The following is a 20608-nucleotide window of genomic DNA, read 5'->3' as shown; positions in this document are numbered from 1 at the left end:
AGGGACCTGGGATTCACATCTCAGCAGCACTGAAAAAGCACGGAGCGAATCGATTCCATGCAAGCGCTTCGACGGGAGACTACGACCGGAGGCATGCGGGGTCAATGGCGTGCGCGAGGCGAATGGGCGCCGACGCGCGGATCGAGGCCTCACCGCTTCGGCCGGTGTTCGGCGAACCGGCCGCCCATCGGCCGGGTTTGGTGGCTGCGTCCCTGTTCACCGACGTAATGGCGGGTCGCCCAGGTATGCCGGGCCGGACCGCGGGCCACACCGAAGTGACCGACCGCACGTGCGCGGCGGGAGGTCAAGCCCCCACCTGGCTGCCGCTGCATGGGGCCTGCTCGGGCGTGCCGATCCGTTCCGGTCCGCAGGAATCAGCCATCGAATCGATTCCGCGACAAGGTTCGGAGCAGAAGACTCGGCCTCCCTTGACAGCCCTGTGAGGCGGGAGCACCGTCTCCCCCCGATACCTCTCTGCAATCCCACGGCACAAACGGCATGCAAGCGCTTCCGGTTCACTGGCGCCACCCACACACAACCCGACTCGGTTGCGCCGGCACGGTAGGGAGATGAGATGGGAACCACACGTGTAAGACGCCGCCCCCTGTCAGGACATGGTGGTGTCCGACGGCTGCTCGCGGCGGTACTACGCCGAGGCAGGGCGGAAAACGTGCCTGACCAGGCATTCGTCCCTTCGTGGGAGCGCTCCCGCAGCTCTCGGGCGAGAGTGCTCGCCCGGGCGGGGGCCGCAACTGTGCTCGTCGCCGGCGCGCTGGTCGGCGCCACGGCCACGTCCGGCACCGCACGGGCCGCCACGTCCGGCCCGTGCGACATCTACGCGGCAGGCGGCACGCCCTGCGTGGCGGCGCACAGCACGACGCGTGCGCTGTACGCCGCGTACAGCGGGCCGCTTTACCAGGTCCGGCGTGCCTCGGACAACACCACCCGGGACATCGGCCTGCTGAGTGCCGGCGGATACGCTGACGCCGCCGCGCAGGACTCGTTCTGCTCGGGCACGACCTGCCTGATCACGATCATCTACGACCAGTCGGGCCGCGGCAACAACCTCACCCAGGCGCCCGGGGGCGGTGCCGCGGGCGGTCCTGACAACCTCGCGAACGCGACCGCCGCGCCCACCATGGTGGGTGGTCACAAGGCTTACGGCGTCTTCGTGGCGCCCGGCACGGGGTACCGCAACAACCACACCAACGGCATCGCGACCGGGGACAACCCCGAGGGCATGTACGCGATCTTCGACGGCACGCACTACAACGGCGGCTGCTGCTTCGACTACGGCAACGCCGAGACGGACAGCAACGACGATGGCAACGGCACCATGGAGGCCATCTACTTCGGCAACATCAAGGTCTGGGGCTACGGTGCGGGCAACGGCCCCTGGGTCATGGCCGATCTGGAGAACGGCCTGTTCTCCGGAGTCAACCAGCACTACAACGCGAACGACCCGACCATCAACTACCGGTACACGACCGCCATCGTGAAGGGAGGCCCGAACCACTGGGCGATCCGCGGCGGCAACGCGCAGTCGGGCGGCCTGTCCACCTTCTACGACGGGGTGCGTCCCAACGTCGCGGGCTACAACCCGATGCGGAAGCAGGGCGCCATCATCCTGGGCATCGGCGGCGACAACAGCAAGGGCGCCCAAGGCACCTTCTACGAAGGTGTGATGACCTCCGGCTACCCGTCGGACGCCACCGAGAACGCGGTGCAGGCCAACATCACGGCGGCCGGATACAGCAACTCCTCCGGCGGGTCGGGCACCGGTGCGCTGCACGCGGTGGGCGCGGGCAAGTGCCTGGACGTGCCGAATGCGTCGACCACGGCCGGTACCCAGCTGCAGATCTGGGACTGCAGCGGTGGCGCCGCCCAGACCTGGACCCGCACGTCCTCCAACCAGTTGACCGTCTACAGCGGCAGCAGCCAGCTGTGCCTGGACGCGTACAACAACCAGACCTCCGCCGGTACGAAGGTGGTGACCTGGCCGTGCAACGGCGGGGCCAACCAGCAGTGGCAGGTGAACGCCGACGGCACCGTCACTGGCACACAGTCCGGGCTCTGCCTCGACGTCACCGGCGCCTCCACGGCCAACGGCGCTCTGGCCGAACTCTGGTCGTGCAACGGCGGATCGAACCAGCAGTGGCGTCTCAGCTGACCTGAACCTCTGCAGCCCGTGGCCGGCTCAGGGTCGGCCACGGGCGCGCACGGCCCCGTAACACAGGCAACCGCGTGACATCCCCGGGCACACGCGTCACCACAGGAGGATGACGATGTCCAGAGCCAGAGTGCTCCGCCGCCTCTGGGCCGTCCCCGTAGGTCTGCTCGCCCTGCTCGCCGGGAGCGTGGCCACGGCCGGGGCCGCGAGCGCCGTACCGGCCGAGTCCCGAGCGGCGCCCGCCGCCCTGTACGTGGCGCCGGGGGCGGCCTCCGGCGGGGACGGCAGCGCCCAGCAGCCGTTCGCCACCGTCGACCAGGCGCGGCAGCCCGCGCACCGGCTCTCGGCCGATTCGGACGTGGTGGTCTACCTGGCCGGTGGCACCTACCGACTGTCCAAGCCGCTGACCTTCGGCTCCGGCGACGGCGGCCAGAACGGCCACACCATCAACTACCAGGCCGTGTCCGGGCAGCAGCCGGTCGTGACCGGCGCCCAACAGGTATCGGGTTGGCAGGTTCATGATCAGAGTAATGACATCTGGTCGGTCCACGTCGGCAGCGGCGTGAACACACGTCAGTTGTACGTGAACGGCAAGGAGGCACCGCGAGCGGCGATCCAGGTGCCCCGCTCCGCATTCACCTTCACGCAGACCGGCCTGACCGTCACCGACTCCTCCCTCGACTACCTGGCCGGTCTCTCGGACCAGAACCACATGGAAGTCGAGAGCCTCAACTCCTTCACCGACCGCTATGCGCCGGTGCAGTCGATCAGCGGCAGAAGCATCACCATGCAGCAGCCCGCGTGGAACAACAACTCCTGGGGCTACGACACCGTCAACGCGCCGTTCGCCGGCGGGACGATGTACCTGGAGAACAACTACGCGTTCCTGAAGCAGGCCGGCCAGTGGTATCTCGACTCGTCCACCGGCGACCTCTACTACCGGGCCCAGCAGGGACAGAACCCGAGCAGCCTCGACGTCGAACTGCCCCGGCTGCAGAGCCTGCTCGGCATCAGCGGCAGCTACGGCTCGCCGGCGACCGGCCTGGCGTTCACCGGCATCCGGTTCACGGGAACCTCCTGGCTCGGCCCGAGCGGACCCGACGGCTACGCGGACCAGCAGAGCGGCGCACACATCACCGGTGCCTACGCGATGCCCGCCAACTGGCTGAACACCTGCAAGTCGGGGTGCACACAGTTCGAGGCCACCCGTAACCACTGGGCGCAGATGCCCGCGGCCGTACAGGTCTCCGCCGCCACCGGCATCACGTTCTCCGGCGACACGTTCTCCGAACTCGGGCAGGCCGGACTCGGCGTGGGCAACGACGGCGTCGCCACGGCCTCCGGCACCGGACTCGGCGCCAACGGGGTCACCGTCACCGGCGACACGTTCACCGATCTCGCCGGCAGCGGCATCCAGGTCGGCGGGATCCAGCCGGACGCACACCACCCGAGCAACCCGCAGATGACCAACCAGAACATCGTCATCAGCAACAACCGGGTCAGCGCAGTGGGCATCGACTACAAAGAGACCGCGGCGATCCTGTCGACCTACGTCACCAAGGCGACGATCACCCACAACCAGTGCGACCACCTGCCCTACGACGGAATCGACATCGGTTGGGGCTGGGGCGCCAACGACCCGGGCGGCAGCCAGGACTACGTCAACCGGGGCACGTACAACTACCAGCCGATCTACAGCACTCCCACGACGCTGAAGAACAACACCGTCTCCTACAACCTGATCTTCGACACCAAGAACGCGATGTTCGACGGCGGCAGCATCTACAACCTGTCCGCGAACCCCGGCTCGGTGATCTCCTACAACTACATGTACGACAACCACCGCACCACCGCGCTGTATCTCGACGAGGGCTCCCGCTATCTGACCGTGTCGAACAACGTGGTGCAGGACGCCGGCAACTGGGCGCTCACCAATGCCAACGCGAACAACCACACCGACGACAGCACCTTCTCCGGCAACTGGTACGACGGCGGCAACACGTACGTCGCCACCGGTCCTCCGCACAACAACGTCCTCACCGGCAACGTCCAGGTCAGCGGCACCAACTGGCCGACGGGCGCGCAGCAGGTCATCCAGCAGGCAGGCGTCCAGCCCGCGGGCGGCGACGGCGGCTTCCCCGCCGGCTACCACCGGCTGGTGATCGGCAGCAACAGCCTGTGCGTGGACGTGTACGGCAACTCCGGCAGCGCCGGCGCCACGGTCGACCAGTGGACCTGCCACGGGCAGAGCAACCAGCAGTTCCAGTTCGTGCCGGGCTCGGGCGGCTACGGACAGTTGCAGGCGCAGAACTCCGGGCAGGTCGTGGCGGTTTCGGGCGGCTCCACGGCCGCCGGTACACCCGACATCGTGCAGCAGGCCCCCGGCGGAGGGTCCAGCAGCCTGTGGCTGCCGATCCGGCAGTCCGACGGTTCGTACGCCTTCCAGAACCAGAACAGCGGCCTGTGCCTGGACGTCTACGGCGGCGGCAACAATCTCGGCCAACAGCTCGACCAGTGGCCCTGCAAGAACAGCCCCGGCACCAACCAGGACTTCACACCCCGCTGACCGGCTCGCCGGCTCGTTCACCCCACCCACTGTCCCGCACCAGTGAGGAACGCCTATGAAGAAGCACTCGGCAGCCCTGGCCGCAGCGCTGACCGGCGCGCTGGGTATGACCGCCGCGTTACCCGCGGCGGCCGCCACCGGCACACTGTCGTCCGCCGCATCGCCCGCCACCGTGCGGCTGATGCCGCTGGGGGACTCGATCACCTGGGGCGTCGGCAGCCCGTCCGGGAACAGCTACCGGGGCTTCCTGGGAAGCCAGTTGGCGGCCGAGGGGCACGCCCTGGACTTCGTCGGTTCGGGCCGCAACGGCACCATGTCCGACCCGGACAACGAAGGCCACTCCGGCTGGCGGATCGACCAGATCGCGGGCATCGCGGACTCCGTGCTGGCCCGCTACCGCCCGAACGTGGTCACCCTGGAGATCGGCACCAACGACCTGAACGGCAACTACCAGGTTCCGACCGCCCCCGACCGGCTCCGCGCGCTCATCGATCAAATCACCCGCGACGCCCCCGACGCGACCGTCCTCGTCGGCACCGTGATCGTCTCCACGAGCGGCACCGAGGAGGCCAACCGGCCCGCGTTCAACGCCAGGCTCCCCGGCATCGTCCAGGCCGAGCAGAGCGCCGGCAAGCACGTACGCCTGGTGGACATGAGCGCGTTGACCAGCGCGGACCTGTCCGACTCCCTGCACCCCAACGACAACGGCTTCCGCAAGATGGCGGACGCCTTCAACGTCGGTGTCCAGGCCGCGGACGCGGCAGGCTGGATCAAGCCGCCGGTTTCCGCGGGCGGACAGGTGCGCTCCGGGATCGCGGGGAAGTGCCTGGACGTCAACGGCGGCAACAGCGCCAACGGGACCGCCGCGGACATCTTGTCCTGCAACAACTCCGACGCGCAGCAGTGGTCCGCGCACTCGGACGGCACCCTGCGGGCGCTCGGCAAGTGCCTCGACGCCACCGGCCTCGGCACCACCGATGGCACAAAGGTCGAGATCTGGGACTGCAACGGCGGTGCCAACCAGCAATGGCAGGTGTACAGCGGCGGCTACCGCAACCCGGTCTCCGGCCGCTGCCTCGACGACCCCGGCGCGTCCACCACCGACGGTACGCAACTGGTCCTGTGGGACTGCAACGGCGGTGCCAACCAGCAGTGGAGCGCTCTGCCGGTCTCCTGAGCCGCAGGACTCGGTACCACCGCAGCAGCGTCTCGCGTTCGGTGTTTCCCCCTGATCGGAATCCCCCGTCCCCGCACAAGGAGAATGATCGTTCATGTCATGGCTCAACGAAGAGCCCCGTCTCCGCAAGGCCCTGGTCTCGGCCTCCGGTCTGACGGTCGGCACCGTACTGGTCCTGGCCGCGACCGTGGCCCCCGCCGCACATGCGGCTTCCGGCACACTGGGCTCGGCCGCGGCCGGCAGCGGACGCTATTTCGGAACCGCCGTGGCCGCCGGGAAGCTCGGCGACTCGACGTATTCCACGATCCTCGACCGGGAATTCAACATGATCACCCCGGAGAACGAGATGAAGTGGGACACCACCGAGCCCTCCCGCGGCAACTTCAACTTCGGCCCCGGCGACCAGATCGTCAACCACGCCACCGCACACGGACAGCGGATGCGCGGCCACACCCTGGTCTGGCACTCCCAACTGCCCGGCTGGGTCAGCTCCATCGGCGACGCGAATACCCTGCGCAGCGTGATGAACAACCACATCACCACGGAGATGAACCACTTCAAGGGCAAGATCTACGCCTGGGACGTGGTCAACGAGGCCTTCGCCGACGGCGGCAGCGGCCAGCACCGCAGTTCGGTGTTCCAGAACGTGCTCGGCAACGGCTTCATCGAGGAGGCGTTCCGCACCGCCCGGGCAGCCGACTCCTCGGCCAAGCTCTGCTACAACGACTACAACATCGAGAACTGGACCGACGCCAAGACCCAGGGCGTCTACGCGATGGTCAAGGACTTCAAGGCGCGCGGCGTGCCCATCGACTGCGTCGGCCTCCAGTCCCACTTCGGCGCCGGCGGCCCGCCGTCGAGCTTCCAGACCACCCTGTCCAACTTCGCCGCTCTCGGCGTCGACGTCCAGATCACCGAACTCGACATCGCCCAGGCTTCCCCCACCGCCTACGCCAACACGGTCAGGGCGTGCATGAACGTCGCCCGCTGCACCGGCATCACCACGTGGGGGATCAGGGACAGCGACTCGTGGCGGACGGGGGAGAACCCGCTGCTGTTCGACAACAACGGCAACAAGAAGCCGGCCTACGACTCGGTCCTGTCCGCGCTGGGCGGCAGTACGGGGAACCCGGGGGGTATCGTCTCGGGTACGGTTTATTCGCTGAGCGACGGCGCTGCGGGCCGGATGTTGGACGTGCCGGGCGGCCAGACGGGCAACGGCACACTCCTGCAGGTCTGGGATGCCAATGGCACTGCCGCGAATCAGCAGTGGCGGGCGAATCAGAACAGCGACGGTTCCTACACACTGACGAACATCGCCAGCGGGCGTGTGCTGGACGAGCCGGGCGGCCAGACGGGCAATGGCACGCGGATGGAGATCTGGGACTCCAACGGCGGCGCCAACCAGCACTGGCGGGCGAGCCAGAACGGCGACGGTTCGTACACCCTGACCAACGTCGCTTCCGGCCGGGCGCTGGAGATCCCCAGCGGGCAGAACGGCAACGGGGCCCCGGTCCAGATCTGGGACTCCAACGGCGGTGCGAACCAGCACTGGAACCTCCGGTGAGGTGATCGGCGCCCAGCGCGCTCCTGCCCCGGACCTGCTGCGAAGTCCAGGTCGGGAGCCCTGGGAACGAAACCCCGCGTCCGGCACGGCGACCGTCGCCGGACGCGGGTTTCGGCGTGCCCTCATGGCGGCCTGACCAGGACCAATAAATGGGATGGATCGGGTTCTTGTCGCTCGGAAATGTCTATTGACACGGTGATATGGCTGTGGGATCACTATGCGACATGGGATGTCTGAGTGTTCCCTGTGAGTGCCCCTCGGGCGCCCTGACGGGAGCGGTCGACTCCTCTTCCGACCCCGTTCGGACAGGCACGGCACTCTCCGTCCGCGTCCCCCCGCATATCCAAGGACACAGAATGCAGCCTTCATCCACTCCGCTCTGCAGTACCGCGGCTCGCGCACCCCGCTTACCGGCGGCGGCCGCCGTATGCGTGATGGCTCTGCTGGCCATGCTGCTGGCGTCAGCGCCGACCTGGTCGGCGCCGGCGTCCGCGGCGGCCCTGGTGAGCCCGGCGTCGGGGCGGTGCCTGGACGTCAAGGGCAACGTCGACACATCGGACACGGCGCTGGAGATCTGGGACTGCAACAACCAGGCCAACCAGGCGTTCGAGTCCACGGCGGCGGGTGAGCTGAGGACGATGAACGGCACCCGGTGCGTGGACGCCTACGACAGCCGGACGGCTCCCGGAGCCCCGGTGGTCATCCGGCCGTGCGACGGGCGGCCGACCCAGGTGTGGCGACAGAACTCCGACGGGTCCCTCACCGGTGTCGCCTCAGGATTCTGCCTGGACGTGAGCGCGGCGGGCACGGCCAACGGCACCGCGGTCATCCTGTGGACCTGCAACGGCCAGAGCAACCAGAAGTGGACCACGTCCACACCTCCGCCCCCGCCCAACGGGACGGGCCCGTGCGACATCTACGCCGCGGGGGGCACGCCGTGCGTGGCCGCACACAGCACCGTGCGGGCGCTCTACGGGTCGTACAACGGCTCTCTCTACCAGGTCAGGCGCTCCTCGGACAACGCGACCAGGGACATCGGTGTGCTGGCGGCCGGCGGTTTCGCCGACGCCGCCGCGCAGGACTCGTTCTGCGCCGGCACCTCATGCGTGATCACGGCCGTCCGCGACCAGTCCGGACACGGCAACGACCTGTGGTACCAGGGATCGGCCCAGGTCCCCGGCTCGAGCCAGAGCAGCCCCGCGAAGGCGACCTCCGAGTCGCTGACCGCCGGGGGTACCAAGGCGTACTCGCTGTACGTCAACCCCGGGAACAGCTATTGGCGCGACGGCCACCTGACGGGCGTGCCGACCGGCAGCGCACCCGAAGGGGCGTACATGGTCACCAGCGGCACCCACGTCAACAACGGCTGCTGCTTCGACTACGGCAACAGCGAGACGACACGGAAGGCCGACGCCGCGGGGGCGATGGACGCGATCAACTTCGGCACCGAGTGCTGGTTCGGCGGCTGCTCGGGAAGCGGTCCCTGGGTGCAGGCCGATCTCGAATGGGGCCTGTACTCCGGCGGCAGCCAGTCCTGGAACACCAACCAGCGGGCTCTTCCCGGCAAGTTCGTCACCGCGATGCTGAAGAACAACGGCACGTCGAGGTTCGCCCTCAAAGGCGGCAACGCCCAGTCAGGGAGCCTGACCACCCTGTGGGACGGCGGGCTTCCCGGCAGATACAGCCCCATGAAGAAGCAAGGGGCCATCGTCCTGGGCAGTGGCGGCGACTGCTGCAAGCCCGCCGGCGGCGCCAACCTGAGCGCCGGCACCTTCTACGAGGGAGCCATGGTCGCCGGCTATCCCTCCGACGCAACCGACAACGCGGTGCAGGCCAACATCACCGCCGCCGGCTACCGCTGACCCTCCGCTCCCAACTCGGCCCAGGAGTCGATGACTTATGCCCACGACCACCGCGAGAGCCAAGAGTCTGTGGCCCCTGCCGTCGCTGCTGTCCCTGCGCAGAACACTGGCCCTCGCCTTCTCGACCGCGCTGTTCACCGCGGGTGCTCCTCTGCTCTGTGCCGGTACGGCACAACCCGCCGCCGCGCTCTCCGTCGGTACGGAGCAGCCCGCCGCGCTCGGCAACGGGCTCGCGCTGACCCCGCAGATGGGCTTCAACGACTGGAACGCGTACGGCTGCAACGTCTCCGAGTCGCTGATCAATTCCACCGCGCAGGCGATGCACACCAACGGCATGCAGGCGGCGGGCTACTCGTACGTCAACATCGACGACTGCTGGATGACCCACAACCGTGATTCCGGCGGCCGTCTGGTGCCGGACCCGGCCAAGTTCCCCGACGGCATCAAGGGCACCGCGGACTACGTGCACTCGCTGGGGCTGAAGCTGGGGATCTACGAGGACGCGGGCACCGCGACCTGCGCCGGGTATCCGGGCAGCCTCGGGCACGAGACCACGGACGCGCAGTCGTTCGCGTCGTGGGGCGTGGACTATCTGAAGTACGACAACTGCAACAACAACGGGGTGCCCGGGCAGACCCGGTACACCGCGATGCGGGACGCCCTGGCTGCCACCAACCGGCCGATCCTGTACAGCCTGTGCAACTGGGGCCAGGAGAACGTGTGGACCTGGGGCGCGGGCGTCGGCAACAGCTGGCGCACCACCGGGGACGTCAGCGCGAACTTCTCCAGCATGCTGTCGATCTTCCACAGCAACGTGGGACTCGCCTCCTACGCCGGCCCCGGCCACTGGAACGACCCCGACATGCTGGAGGTCGGAAACGGCTCGATGACGTCCACCGAGAGCCGCAGCGAGTTCAGTCTGTGGGCGCAGATGGCCGCGCCGCTGATCGCGGGCACGAACATCCCCTCCGCCAGTGCGGACACCGTGTCCACGCTGACCAACTCCCGGGTGATCGCGGTCGACCAGGACTCCCTGGGCAAGCAGGGCACCATGGTGTCGTCCTCGGGCGGCCTGGACGTGCTGGCCAAGCTTCTGGCCAACGGGGACGTATCGGTGGCGCTGTTCAACGAGACGGGCTCGACGGCGACCATCTCCACCACCGCGGCCGCGATCGGGAAGACCGGGGCATCCAGCTATGCCCTGACGGATCTGTGGTCGGGGGCTTCCTCGACCACTTCGGGAACGATCAGCGCCTCGGTGCCCGCGCACGGAACGGTGATGTACCGGGTCGCCGGCGGCACCAGCGGCGGCGGCACCAGTGTGACCGGTGCGCTGCACGCGGTGGGTGCGGGCAAGTGTCTGGACGTACCCGGCTCGGCCAAGACCGCCGGCACCCAGGTGGAGATCTGGAGCTGCAACGCCGGGGCCAACCAGACATGGACGCACTCCACGTCCAACCAGCTCACCGTCTACTCCGGTAGCAGCCAGATGTGCCTCGACGCCTACAACAACCAGACCTCGCCGGGGACGAAGGTGGAGACCTGGTCGTGCAACGGCCAGAGCAACCAGCAGTGGCTGCTGAACGCCAACGGCACGATCACCGGCGTCCAGTCCGGCCTGTGCCTGGACGTCACGGGAGGGGCCACGGCCGACGGCGCCCTCGCCCAGCTGGGGACCTGCAACGGCGGCAGCAGCCAGCGGTGGACGCTGGGATGACTCCCCTTCCCCTCGGCCACCGGCAGCTTCGGTGCCGCCGTGCGGCGGCACCGCCACAGAGGAGGTCTCCATGATCGGATCAGCGACCGATCGCCGGCGCAGGGGATTCCCGGCCGTGCTCCTGGTCGTCCTGGCGATGGTCGTGGCCGCGTTGGGCACACCGGCGTTCGCCACGTCCCCGTGGACCGGGTCGGACGCCACCGTCCGCTCGGCGGCCCACACGGTGAACACCGCAGCGGCCGACGCCTCGCTTCCGTGCGACCTCTACGCCGCGGGCGGCACGCCGTGTGTGACGGCGCACGCCACCACCAGGGCGCTCTTCGCGTCGTACGACGGGCCGCTGTACCAGATCCAGAGGGCCTCCGACCACGGCTACCGCGACATCGGAGTGCTCAGCGCGGGCGGATATGCCGACGCGGCGTCCCAGGTGTCGTTCTGCGCGGGCACCTCGTGCACGATCACCAAGATCTACGACCAGACCACCAAGCACAACGACATGCCGATCTCCTGGGGCGGCTACTGGAAGGGCCCCGGCCCGAACGGATCCGACGTCGGTGCGGACGCCATGGCGCTGCCGGTGACCGCGGCAGGCCACCAGGTCTTCGGGGTCAAGGTCACCCCTGGCGTCGGCTACCGGCTCGACCACGCGAGCGGAGTGCCCACCGGGTCCCAGCCCGAAGGCATCTACATGGTGACGTCGTCGAACTACACGAGCCAGTGGTGCTGCTTCGACTACGGCAGTGGTGAGAACTCCCACACCGACACCGGCAACGCCACCATGAACGCCATCTACTGGGGCACCGCCTGCTGGTTCGGCGGATGCGCCGGCAGCGGCCCGTGGGTCGAGGCCGACCTGGAGAACGGCATGTTCCACACCAACACCGGCTCCAACAAAGACCCGAACAACTCCGGCGTGCACTACCCGTTCGTCAGCGCATGGCTGAAGAACAACGGCACCACCAACTTCACTCTCAAATACGGCAACGGTGTTAGCGGCGGCCTGACCACGGCGTTCTCCGGCCCGCTGCCCAACGGCTACTCGCCGATGAAGGTCGACAGTTCGGTCCTGCTCGGCACCGGGGGCGACAACAGTCCCAATGGGGTGGGGGAGTTCTTCGAAGGCGCGATGACGGCGGGCTATCCCTCCGACGCCACCGAGAACGCCGTGCAGGCAGCCGTCACCGCCGCCGGCTACGGGTCGGGAGGCGGTGGCGGCACGGTGACCGCGCTGCACGCGGTGGGTGCGGGCAAGTGTCTGGAGGTACCGGGTGCGTCCACGACGCCGGGTACGCAGACGCAGATCCGGGACTGCACCGGCGCGACGCACCAGACCTGGTCCCAGACCGCCTCCCACCAGCTCACCGTCTACTCGGGCAGCAGCCAGCTGTGCCTGGACGCCTACAACAAGGGCACCAGCCCCGGCACCAAGGTCGTCACCTGGACCTGCAACGGCCAGACCAACCAGCAGTGGAACCTCAACGCCAACGGCACCGTCACCTCCGCCCAGTCCGGCCTGTGCCTGGACGTCACCGGTGCCGCCACGGCCAACGGCACCCCCGTCGAACTGTGGACCTGCAACGGCGGATCCAACCAGCAGTGGTCGCCGAGCTGACGCCGTAAGGAGACCGCACCACGCAGCGCCGGGGCGGTGACCGACCGCCGCCCCGGATTGTCACCGCACCGCACCGCTTCCAGAAGCCGGCCCTGTCCATCACGCGTGCGCCGCAGCGCGGCGGCGCCGAACCGCAGGAGGATCGATTGACTTCCTCCCCCTCCTGGAGGAGGGGGATTCCTACGGCTCGCGCTGTAGGGGTTCCTGTTTCAACGCCGACTGCCCGCCGGGAGAACTCCCTTGAGGTCTTACACCAGCTCCACAGGCAGAGACGGCCAGCCCGGCCGCCTTGATGTTGCGTGCCGCGTTGATGTCGCGGTCATGCACGGCACCGCAATCACACGTCCACGCGCGAACGTTCAGCGGCATCTTCGCTACGACCGTGCCGCAGGTTCCGCACAGCTTGCTGCTGGGGAACCAGCGGTCGATCACGACGAGTTCACGCCCGTACCAGGCACACTTGTACTCCAGCATGAAGCGCAGTTCCGTCCACGACGCGTCACTGATGGCGCGCGCGAGCGTGTGGTTCTTCAGCAGGTTGCGGACGGTGAGGTCCTCGATCACGACCGTTTGGTTCTCACGGACGAGACGAGTCGACAGCTTGTGCAGGAAGTCGCGGCGCCGGTCGGTGATCCGCGCGTGCACGCGGGCGACCTTGCGGCGGGCCTTCTCCCGGTTCGCCGAGCCCTTCGCCTTGCGCGACAGTTCCCGCTGCGCTCGGGCCAGCCGCACGCGGTCACGCTTCTCATGCTTGGGGTTGGAGACCTTCTCCCCGGTGGACAGGGTCACCAGGGAGGTGATCCCGGCGTCCAGTCCGACTGCCGCTGTGGTCGCGGCGGCCGGGGCGATGGTGTCCTCGCACAGCAGGGACGCGAACCAGCGGCCCGCCGCGTCGCGGGACACGCTCACCGTGGTCGGCTCCGCCCCCTCGGGCAGCGGACGCGACCAACGAATGTCCAAAGGGTCGGCCATCTTCGCCAACGTCAGCTGTCCCTTGCGCCACGTGAAGGCGGAGCGGGTGTACTCGGCCGACGCTCGCGACTTCTTCCGGGACTTGAAACGCGGGTACTTCGCACGCTTGGCGAAGAAGTTCCCAAACGCCGCCTGAAGATGACGCAGCGCCTGCTGGAGCGGAACCGAGGACACCTCCGCCAGGAAGGCCAGCTCCTCGGTCTTCTTCCACTGGGTCAGCGCGGCCGACGACTGGATGTAGGAGATGCGGCGCTGCTCGCCGTACCAGGCCCGGGTGCGCTCCTCCAGTGCCTTGTTGTAGACGAGACGGACGCAGCCGAACGTACGCGACAACTCCGCCGCCTGCCCGTCCGTGGGGTAAAAGCGGTACTTGAACGCCCGCTTGACCTGCCGCGCCATACCTCACAACGTACCAACTCCCTTGGGAATGGCGGGTGTCGGCCGGTAGACGGTGGACGCCGGTCCGCCTGACGGCGAACCGGCTTTCCCTGCCCTGCTCCGCAGGAGCTTCGCTTCCTCCCCCGGCTGAAGCCGGGAGTATCCACGAAGGAGAACCCCGATGAGGACGAGAGCGAGGGCCGGCCGTCTGGCCATGGCAGCCGGCGTCGTCCTGGCGCTGGTGCTGAGCCTGCTGTCGACGGCCGAGGCCCAGGCCGCATCGAACGAATCGCTGAGTGTGAACCTGGCATCGACGCGAGGGCTGTCGACCGGCGTGGGGGAGGGGTTCCTCTACGGCATCAGCCAGGACGGCAGCCAGCCCGTGGACCAGTTCCTTCAGCCGCTGGGGATCAACGCGTTCCGCGGCGGCGGCTGGTTCTCCGGTGGCTGGATCAAGGACAGCTACCAGTACGGCGCGGCCACCCGGGCCGACCTCGACTCGATCGTCGCGCAGGCGAAACGGCTCACCCAGCCGCCGTACCACGCGCAGTACCAGGTGCTGGTCAGCGACATCTACGGCGCCAACGGCGGCCAGCCGTCGAACACGGTCTACCCCTGCGACAACGGCAACTGCTCGAACTGGGTCAGCTTCATCGACTCCACGGTGGGAGCGCTCCAGGCCTCGGGACTGAAGTTCTCCTACGACATCTGGAACGAGCCGGACATCTCCGTCTTCTGGACCCGCGGTGTGAACAGCGCCCAGTACTTCCAGATGTGGGACACCGCCTACCGGGAGATCCGGCGCCTCGCCCCCTCGGCGCAGATCGTGGGGCCCTCACTCGCGTTCACGCCGCAGAGCAACCCGGGTGAATGGCGGACCTGGCTCGCGCATGTGAAGGCGGCCGGGACGGTGCCGGACATGATCACCAACCACGACGAGGGCGATGTCGACGACCCCGTCACTGTCTCGCAGTCCCTCAACAGTGCCCTGACCACGGCGGGCATCGGTGCGCTGCCGCTGTCCGCGAACGAGTACCAGCCCGCCGACCGGCAGACCGCCGGGGTGACGGCCTGGTACCTGGCGCGGTTCGCGCAGTCCGGGTACACGAACGCGATGCGTGGCAACTGGGTGTGCTGCGTCACCCCGAACCTGACAGGAGTCCTGACCCAGAGCGGGGGCGGTTGGCAGCCGACCGGCAACTGGTGGGCGCTTCGGGACTACGCCGACATGACCGGCACCCTCGTGGACACCTCCGGACAGGTCGGCTCGACCGCGATCTCGGCCTCCGAGGACCCCGCCAACAGGCGCGTGGTGGCGATCATCGGCGACGCGAACGGGAACAGCGGCACCGCGTCCGTGACCTTCAACGGGCTGGTGTCCGTGCCGTGGCTGGCGAACGCCGGCAGCGTGAACGTCACCGTGCACCGCATCCCGGACCAGGCGCCGCTGGCCGCACCACAGGTCGTGTACGACCAGAACGTCAGCGCCTCGGGCGGCTCGATCACCGTGCCGTTCACGTTCCGGGCCTCGCACGACGCGTTCGCCGTCTACCTGACACCCGCCTCGGCCGACGGCGGCGGCTTCCCGAGCGGGTACCACCACCTCGCGGTCGCCCAGAACAGCCTGTGCCTTGACGTGTACGGCAACTCCGCCGGCGCGGGCGCCGCGATCGACCAGTGGACCTGCACCGGGCAGAGCAACCAGCAGTTCCAGTTCGTGCCGGCCTCGGGCGGCTACGGCGAACTGCGGGCCCAGAACTCGGGCCTGGACGTGGCCGTGGCCGGCAGCTCCACGGCGGCGGGCACCCCGGACATCGTCCAGCAGGCCCCCGGCACGGCGGCAGCCGGCCTCTGGCTGCCCGTGCGGCAGTCCGACGGCTCCTACGCCTTCCAGAACAAGAACAGCGCCCTGTGCCTGGACGTCTACGGCGGCGGCAGCAGCCTGGGTCAGCAACTGGACCAGTGGCCGTGCAAGAACGCGCCCGGCACCAACCAGGACTTCGTGCCGCGCTGACCAGAGCTCCGCCCCGGACACCCCTCGACCTGCGGAAGGAACCACTGTGTCTGCACTCAGTCGGCTGTTGCGGCGCCTGCGCGTCCCCACAGCCCTGCTCACGGGCCTCGTTCTGGCCGCCGGCGGCATCGTGGGCACGACGGCCACGCCGGCCCGGGCCGCCACCTCGATCACGATCAACGGCGCCTCGGGCGGCCGTACGTTCGACGGCGTCGGCGCGATCAGCGGCGGGGGCGGCAACAGCAGACTCCTGATCGACTATCCCGAGCCCCAACGAGGCCAGGTCCTGGACTACCTGTTCAAGCCCGGCTACGGCGCCGCCCTGCAGGTCCTCAAAGCCGAGATCGGCGGTGACACCAACTCCACCTCGGGCGCCGAGCCGAGCCACCAGCACACCCGGTCCGACCTCAACTGCGACCGGGGCTACGAGTGGTGGCTGATGGAGCAGGCCAAGGCGCGCAACCCGGACATCAAGCTGTACGGGCTCGCCTGGGGCGCGCCCGGCTGGATCGGCGGCGGCAACTTCTGGTCCACCGACATGGTCAACTACCTGGTCTCGTGGCTCGGTTGTGCCAAACAGCACGGGTTGAGCATCGACTACCTCGGCGGGTGGAACGAGCGCGGCTACAACGTCTCCTGGTACGAGCAACTGCGCAGCGCGCTCAACTCCAACGGCTACGGCAGCGTCAAGATCGTCGCGGCCGACTCGGACTGGGGGGTGGCCAACGACATCAACTCCAACGCGGCGTTCCGCGCGTCGGTGGACATCATCGGTACGCACTACCCGTGCGGCTACCGGTCCTCCCAGACCAGTTGCACGGTGCCGTCGTCCGCCACCTCGACCGGCAAACAACTGTGGGCGAGCGAGAACGGCTCCGACGACTACAACGCGGGAGCGCAGGCCGTGGCCCGCGGCATCAACCGCGGATACATCGACGGCCGGATGACCGCGTATCTCAACTGGCCTGTGGTCGCCTCGGTCACACCGAACATTCCGTACCCCACCATGGGTCTCGCCCTGGCCCCGCAGCCGTGGTCCGGCTACTACGCCATCGGCAAGAACGCCTGGGTGATGGCGCAGACGAGTCAGTTCACCGCCCCGGGCTGGCACTACCTCGACGACTCCAGCGGCTATATCGGCGGCAACCGCAACAACGGCAGCTATGTGTCGCTGAAGTCCACGAACAACTCCGACTACTCCACGGTCATCGAGACGATGGACGCCGGCAGCGCCCAGACGCTGAACTTCACCGTCAGCGGAGGACTGTCGTCCACCAAGACCGTCCACGTCTGGTCGACCGACGTCAGATCCAACAACACGTCCGACTACTTCGTGCGCGCTTCGGACATCACCCCGTCCGGCGGCGCGTTCAGCCTGACCGTGCAGCCCGGCCGCGTGTACACCCTGACCACCACGACCGGACAGGGCAAGGGCACCGCCGCCGGTCCCGGCCGGGGCACGCTGAACCTGCCGTACAGCGACTCCTTCGACAGCTACGCCACCGGCATCGAGGCCAAGTACCTGATGGACTGGCAGGGCGCCTTCGAGACGGTCGGCTGCGGCGGCGGCCGTAGCGGCAAGTGCGTACGCCAGATGAGTCCGCAGAAGCCGATCACCTGGGACGCGCCGTCCGATCCGCACGCCCTGCTCGGAGAGGTGGGCTGGAGCAACTACACCGTCTCCTCCGACGTGCTGCTCGAACAGTCCGGATACGCCGAGCTGATCGGCCGCGCGGGCGCACAGGACTACAGCAGCACCGGCGGACTGAACGCCTACCACCTGCGGGTGAGTGACACCGGAGCCTGGTCGGTCCTGAACTCCAACACCAACGGCAACGTCTCCACCCTGGCCCGCGGCACGACCACGGCGCTGGGCACCAACCGGTGGCACACCCTGGGCCTCACCTTCTCCGGCAACAGCATCACCGCCGTCATCGACGGCTCCACCGTCGGTTCCGTGAACGACAACACCTGGGCCGGCGGCCAGATCGGCTACGCGACGGGCCAGAGCGAGACGGCGCAGTTCGACAACCTGTCCATCACGCCCGGCAGCGGCGGATCCGGCGGCACGACCGCCGCGGTCACCGGGGTCGGCTCCGGCCGGTGCGTGGACGTGCCGAACCAGTCGCAGACGTCCGGCACCCAGGTGCAGTTGTGGGACTGCAACGGCGGCAGCAACCAGCAGTGGACGAGCACCTCGGCCGGGGAGCTGCGCGTCTACGGCAGTTCCTGCCTGGACGCCGCGGGCCAGGGCACCAGCCCCGGCACCAAGGTGGACATCTTCACCTGCGGTGGCGGCAGCAACCAGCAGTGGACGATCAACGCCGACGGCACGATCACCGGTGTCCAGTCCGGCCTGTGCCTGGACGCCTCCGGCGCGGGAACGGCCAACGGCACCCTGCTGGAGCTGTGGACCTGCAACGGCGGCAGCAACCAGAAGTGGACGCGCAGTTGACCCGGTGACCGGCCGGCGTGTCCGCCGCCCAGCCGCGGTCGATCCCGCGGATCCCGGATTCCTGAGACTCACCTCTGCCCATCCCCCCGAGAGGCCCCCGCATGCCCTCCTCCTCCCTCCCGGTCAGCCGACGCAGCCTGCTCGCGGCGGCCGGCGCGGCCACGGCCTACGGCCTCCTTCGGTTCGCCCCCGAGGCCGCCGCGACCGACGGCCCCGGAAGCTACACCGCGAGTTGGCCCTCCGTGGACCAACACCCCCCGGCCCCGGCCTGGTTCCAGGACGCCAAGTTCGGCATCTACTACCACTGGGGCGTCTTCAGCGTTCCCGCCTTCGGGAACGAGTGGTATCCGCGCAACATGTACATCGGCGGCTCGGCCGAGAACAACCACCACAAGACCACCTACGGCGACCCCTCGGTATGGCCGTACAACAACTTCATCGACGGCGCCCGCGACAAGGCCGGCAACTACGTGCAGTTCGCCCCGAAGCTTCCCTCCCAGGGCGGCAACTGGGACCCGAACGCCTGGGCCCAGCTCTTCAAGGCCGCAGGCGCGAAGTTCGCCGGCCCGGTCGCCGAACACCACGACGGCTTCTCCATGTGGAACAGCCGCTCCAACCCGTGGAACTCGGTCCAGCACGGCCCCGGACTCGACCTCCTGGGACTGCACGCGCAGGCCATCCGCGGACAGGGCCTGAAGTTCATGGCCTCGCTGCACCACGCGTATCACTTCAACGGCTACTACGACCATGTGCCGTCCCAGTCGGACCCGACGCTGCGCATCCTCTACGGCCAGCAGGGCTCGGCCGCGGAGAACCAGCTCTGGTACGACAAGCTGACCGAGGTCATCGACGGCTACCAGCCGGACCTGGTCTGGCAGGACTTCGACCTCGGCCTGGTGCAGGAGTCCTACCGGCTCCAGTTCCTCGCGCACTACTACAACCAGTCCGTGTCGTGGAACAAGGACGTGGTCGCGACCTACAAGGACGGCCTCGACAACAAGGGTGAGGTCTACGACTTCGAGCGCGGCGGCCCGGCAGACCTGCTCACCCCCTACTGGCTGACCGACGACAGCATCTCCTCCTCCAGTTGGTGCTACACGGTGGGCATCGGCTACTACTCGACGCAGGCACTGCTCCACTCGCTGATCGATCGGGTCAGCAAGGGCGGCAACATGCTGCTGAACATCGCCCCGATGGCCGACGGCACCATCCCCTCGGGGCAGCAGTCGATCCTGCTCGCCATGGGTGACTGGCTCGGCCGCTTCGGAGAGGCCGTCTACGCCACCCGCTCCTGGAGCAGTTACGGCGAGGGCCCCACCAAGATGGGCGGAGGCTCGTTCAGCGGACCGGTGGCCGGCAAGCCGCAGGACGTCCGCTTCACCCGCAGACGGGACAACAAAGTGCTCTACGCCACCACGCTGGGCTGGCAGGGCGGCACCATGACCATCACGACGCTGAACTCCCTTCAGATCAACCTCAGCAGCCTGACCAGCGCCAGACTGCTCAACAACACCGCCGGCACCTATATCGACCTGCCCGCACCGGCCCAGGACGCCGCCGGCCTGCACCTCACCATGCCCTCGTCCAACCCGCCGTTCAGCGCCCTGGCGTACACGGTCAAGCTCACCTTCTCCGGTGAGATCCCCGTCCTGGGCGCACCGGGCGGCGCCACCACCTGGGTCAAGATCGCCAACGCGACCAGCGGACTGCTGCTCGACAGCGGGGGCAACGTCGCGCCCGGCTCCAACCTCAAGCAGTGGAACTCCGACGGGAGCACCAACCTGCAGTGGCAGCTCATCGACCTCGGCAACGGCTACTCCCGCATCGTGAACCGCACCAACGGCATGGTCGCCGACAGCTGGGGCAACGCCGCCAATGGCGCTCCCGCCCGCCAGGAGGCGTGGAACGGCGGCAACAACCAGCAGTGGTCGCTCAACAGTGTCGGCGGCAACCGCTACCAGATCATCAACCGGGGCACCGGCACCGCCCTTGACGGCAGCGGCAGCACCACAGTCGGCTCGACGGCGGTGATGTGGACACCCAACTCCAGCACCAACAACGAATGGACCATCACCGGGGTCTGAACCCGGTCGACCGACGTTCCCCGCCCATCGCTCG

Annotated in this window: 10 protein-coding genes and 1 pseudogene; 10 read left to right on the top strand and 1 reads right to left on the bottom strand. The window is 68.3% G+C overall.

Going from position 1 to position 20608, the window contains the following annotated elements; all coding sequences use genetic code 11:
* The first annotated feature begins 574 nt into the window (after window positions 1-574).
* The 7 genes and pseudogenes from OG226_RS00730 (at window position 575) to OG226_RS00700 (ending at window position 12671) form a co-directional block, all read left to right on the top strand.
* Complete coding sequence (locus OG226_RS00730; protein ID WP_329347289.1) at window positions 575-2170, top strand: arabinofuranosidase catalytic domain-containing protein; 1596 nt, start codon at window positions 575-577, stop codon at window positions 2168-2170.
* 115 nt (window positions 2171-2285) lie between these two features.
* Window positions 2286-4736 carry an RICIN domain-containing protein gene (locus OG226_RS00725; protein WP_329347288.1) on the top strand — a complete coding sequence of 817 codons (2451 nt, stop codon included), beginning with the start codon at window positions 2286-2288 and terminating at the stop codon, window positions 4734-4736.
* Between the two features lie 55 nt (window positions 4737-4791).
* Window positions 4792-5913: a ricin-type beta-trefoil lectin domain protein gene (locus OG226_RS00720; protein WP_329347287.1), complete on the top strand. Its 1122-nt coding sequence runs from the start codon at window positions 4792-4794 to the stop codon at window positions 5911-5913.
* A gap of 94 nt (window positions 5914-6007) precedes the next feature.
* Window positions 6008-7477, top strand: a pseudogene (locus OG226_RS00715) (endo-1,4-beta-xylanase); the annotation flags it as partial.
* A gap of 437 nt (window positions 7478-7914) precedes the next feature.
* Window positions 7915-9342, top strand: coding sequence for an arabinofuranosidase catalytic domain-containing protein (locus OG226_RS00710; protein WP_329347286.1), 1428 nt, complete (start codon window positions 7915-7917; stop codon window positions 9340-9342).
* A 37-nt stretch (window positions 9343-9379) separates the two neighbouring features.
* Window positions 9380-11059, top strand: coding sequence for a glycoside hydrolase family 27 protein (locus OG226_RS00705; RefSeq protein WP_329347285.1), 1680 nt, complete (start codon window positions 9380-9382; stop codon window positions 11057-11059).
* Window positions 11060-11129: 70 nt separating this feature from the next.
* Window positions 11130-12671: an arabinofuranosidase catalytic domain-containing protein gene (locus OG226_RS00700; protein ID WP_329347284.1), complete on the top strand. Its 1542-nt coding sequence runs from the start codon at window positions 11130-11132 to the stop codon at window positions 12669-12671.
* Window positions 12672-12851: 180 nt separating this feature from the next.
* On the opposite strand, the gene OG226_RS00695 is transcribed toward OG226_RS00700, so the two are convergent.
* Window positions 12852-14042, bottom strand: coding sequence for an RNA-guided endonuclease InsQ/TnpB family protein (locus tag OG226_RS00695; RefSeq protein ID WP_329347283.1), 1191 nt, complete (start codon window positions 14040-14042; stop codon window positions 12852-12854).
* Between the two features lie 160 nt (window positions 14043-14202).
* Between OG226_RS00695 and OG226_RS00690 the strand changes: the two genes are divergently transcribed.
* From OG226_RS00690 to OG226_RS00680, 3 genes are all read left to right on the top strand, one after another.
* Window positions 14203-16035 carry an RICIN domain-containing protein gene (locus OG226_RS00690; RefSeq protein WP_329347282.1) on the top strand — a complete coding sequence of 611 codons (1833 nt, stop codon included), beginning with the start codon at window positions 14203-14205 and terminating at the stop codon, window positions 16033-16035.
* Window positions 16036-16081: 46 nt separating this feature from the next.
* Window positions 16082-18490, top strand: coding sequence for a ricin-type beta-trefoil lectin domain protein (locus OG226_RS00685; protein WP_329347281.1), 2409 nt, complete (start codon window positions 16082-16084; stop codon window positions 18488-18490).
* Between the two features lie 101 nt (window positions 18491-18591).
* Window positions 18592-20574 carry an alpha-L-fucosidase gene (locus OG226_RS00680; protein ID WP_329347280.1) on the top strand — a complete coding sequence of 661 codons (1983 nt, stop codon included), beginning with the start codon at window positions 18592-18594 and terminating at the stop codon, window positions 20572-20574.
* Window positions 20575-20608: the final 34 nt, after the last annotated feature.

The organism is Streptomyces sp. NBC_01261 (assembly GCF_036226385.1).
Classification (GTDB): domain Bacteria; phylum Actinomycetota; class Actinomycetes; order Streptomycetales; family Streptomycetaceae; genus Streptomyces.
The sequence above is the reverse complement of the archived record's forward strand: the minus strand, read 5'-3'. Positions and strand labels throughout refer to the sequence as shown.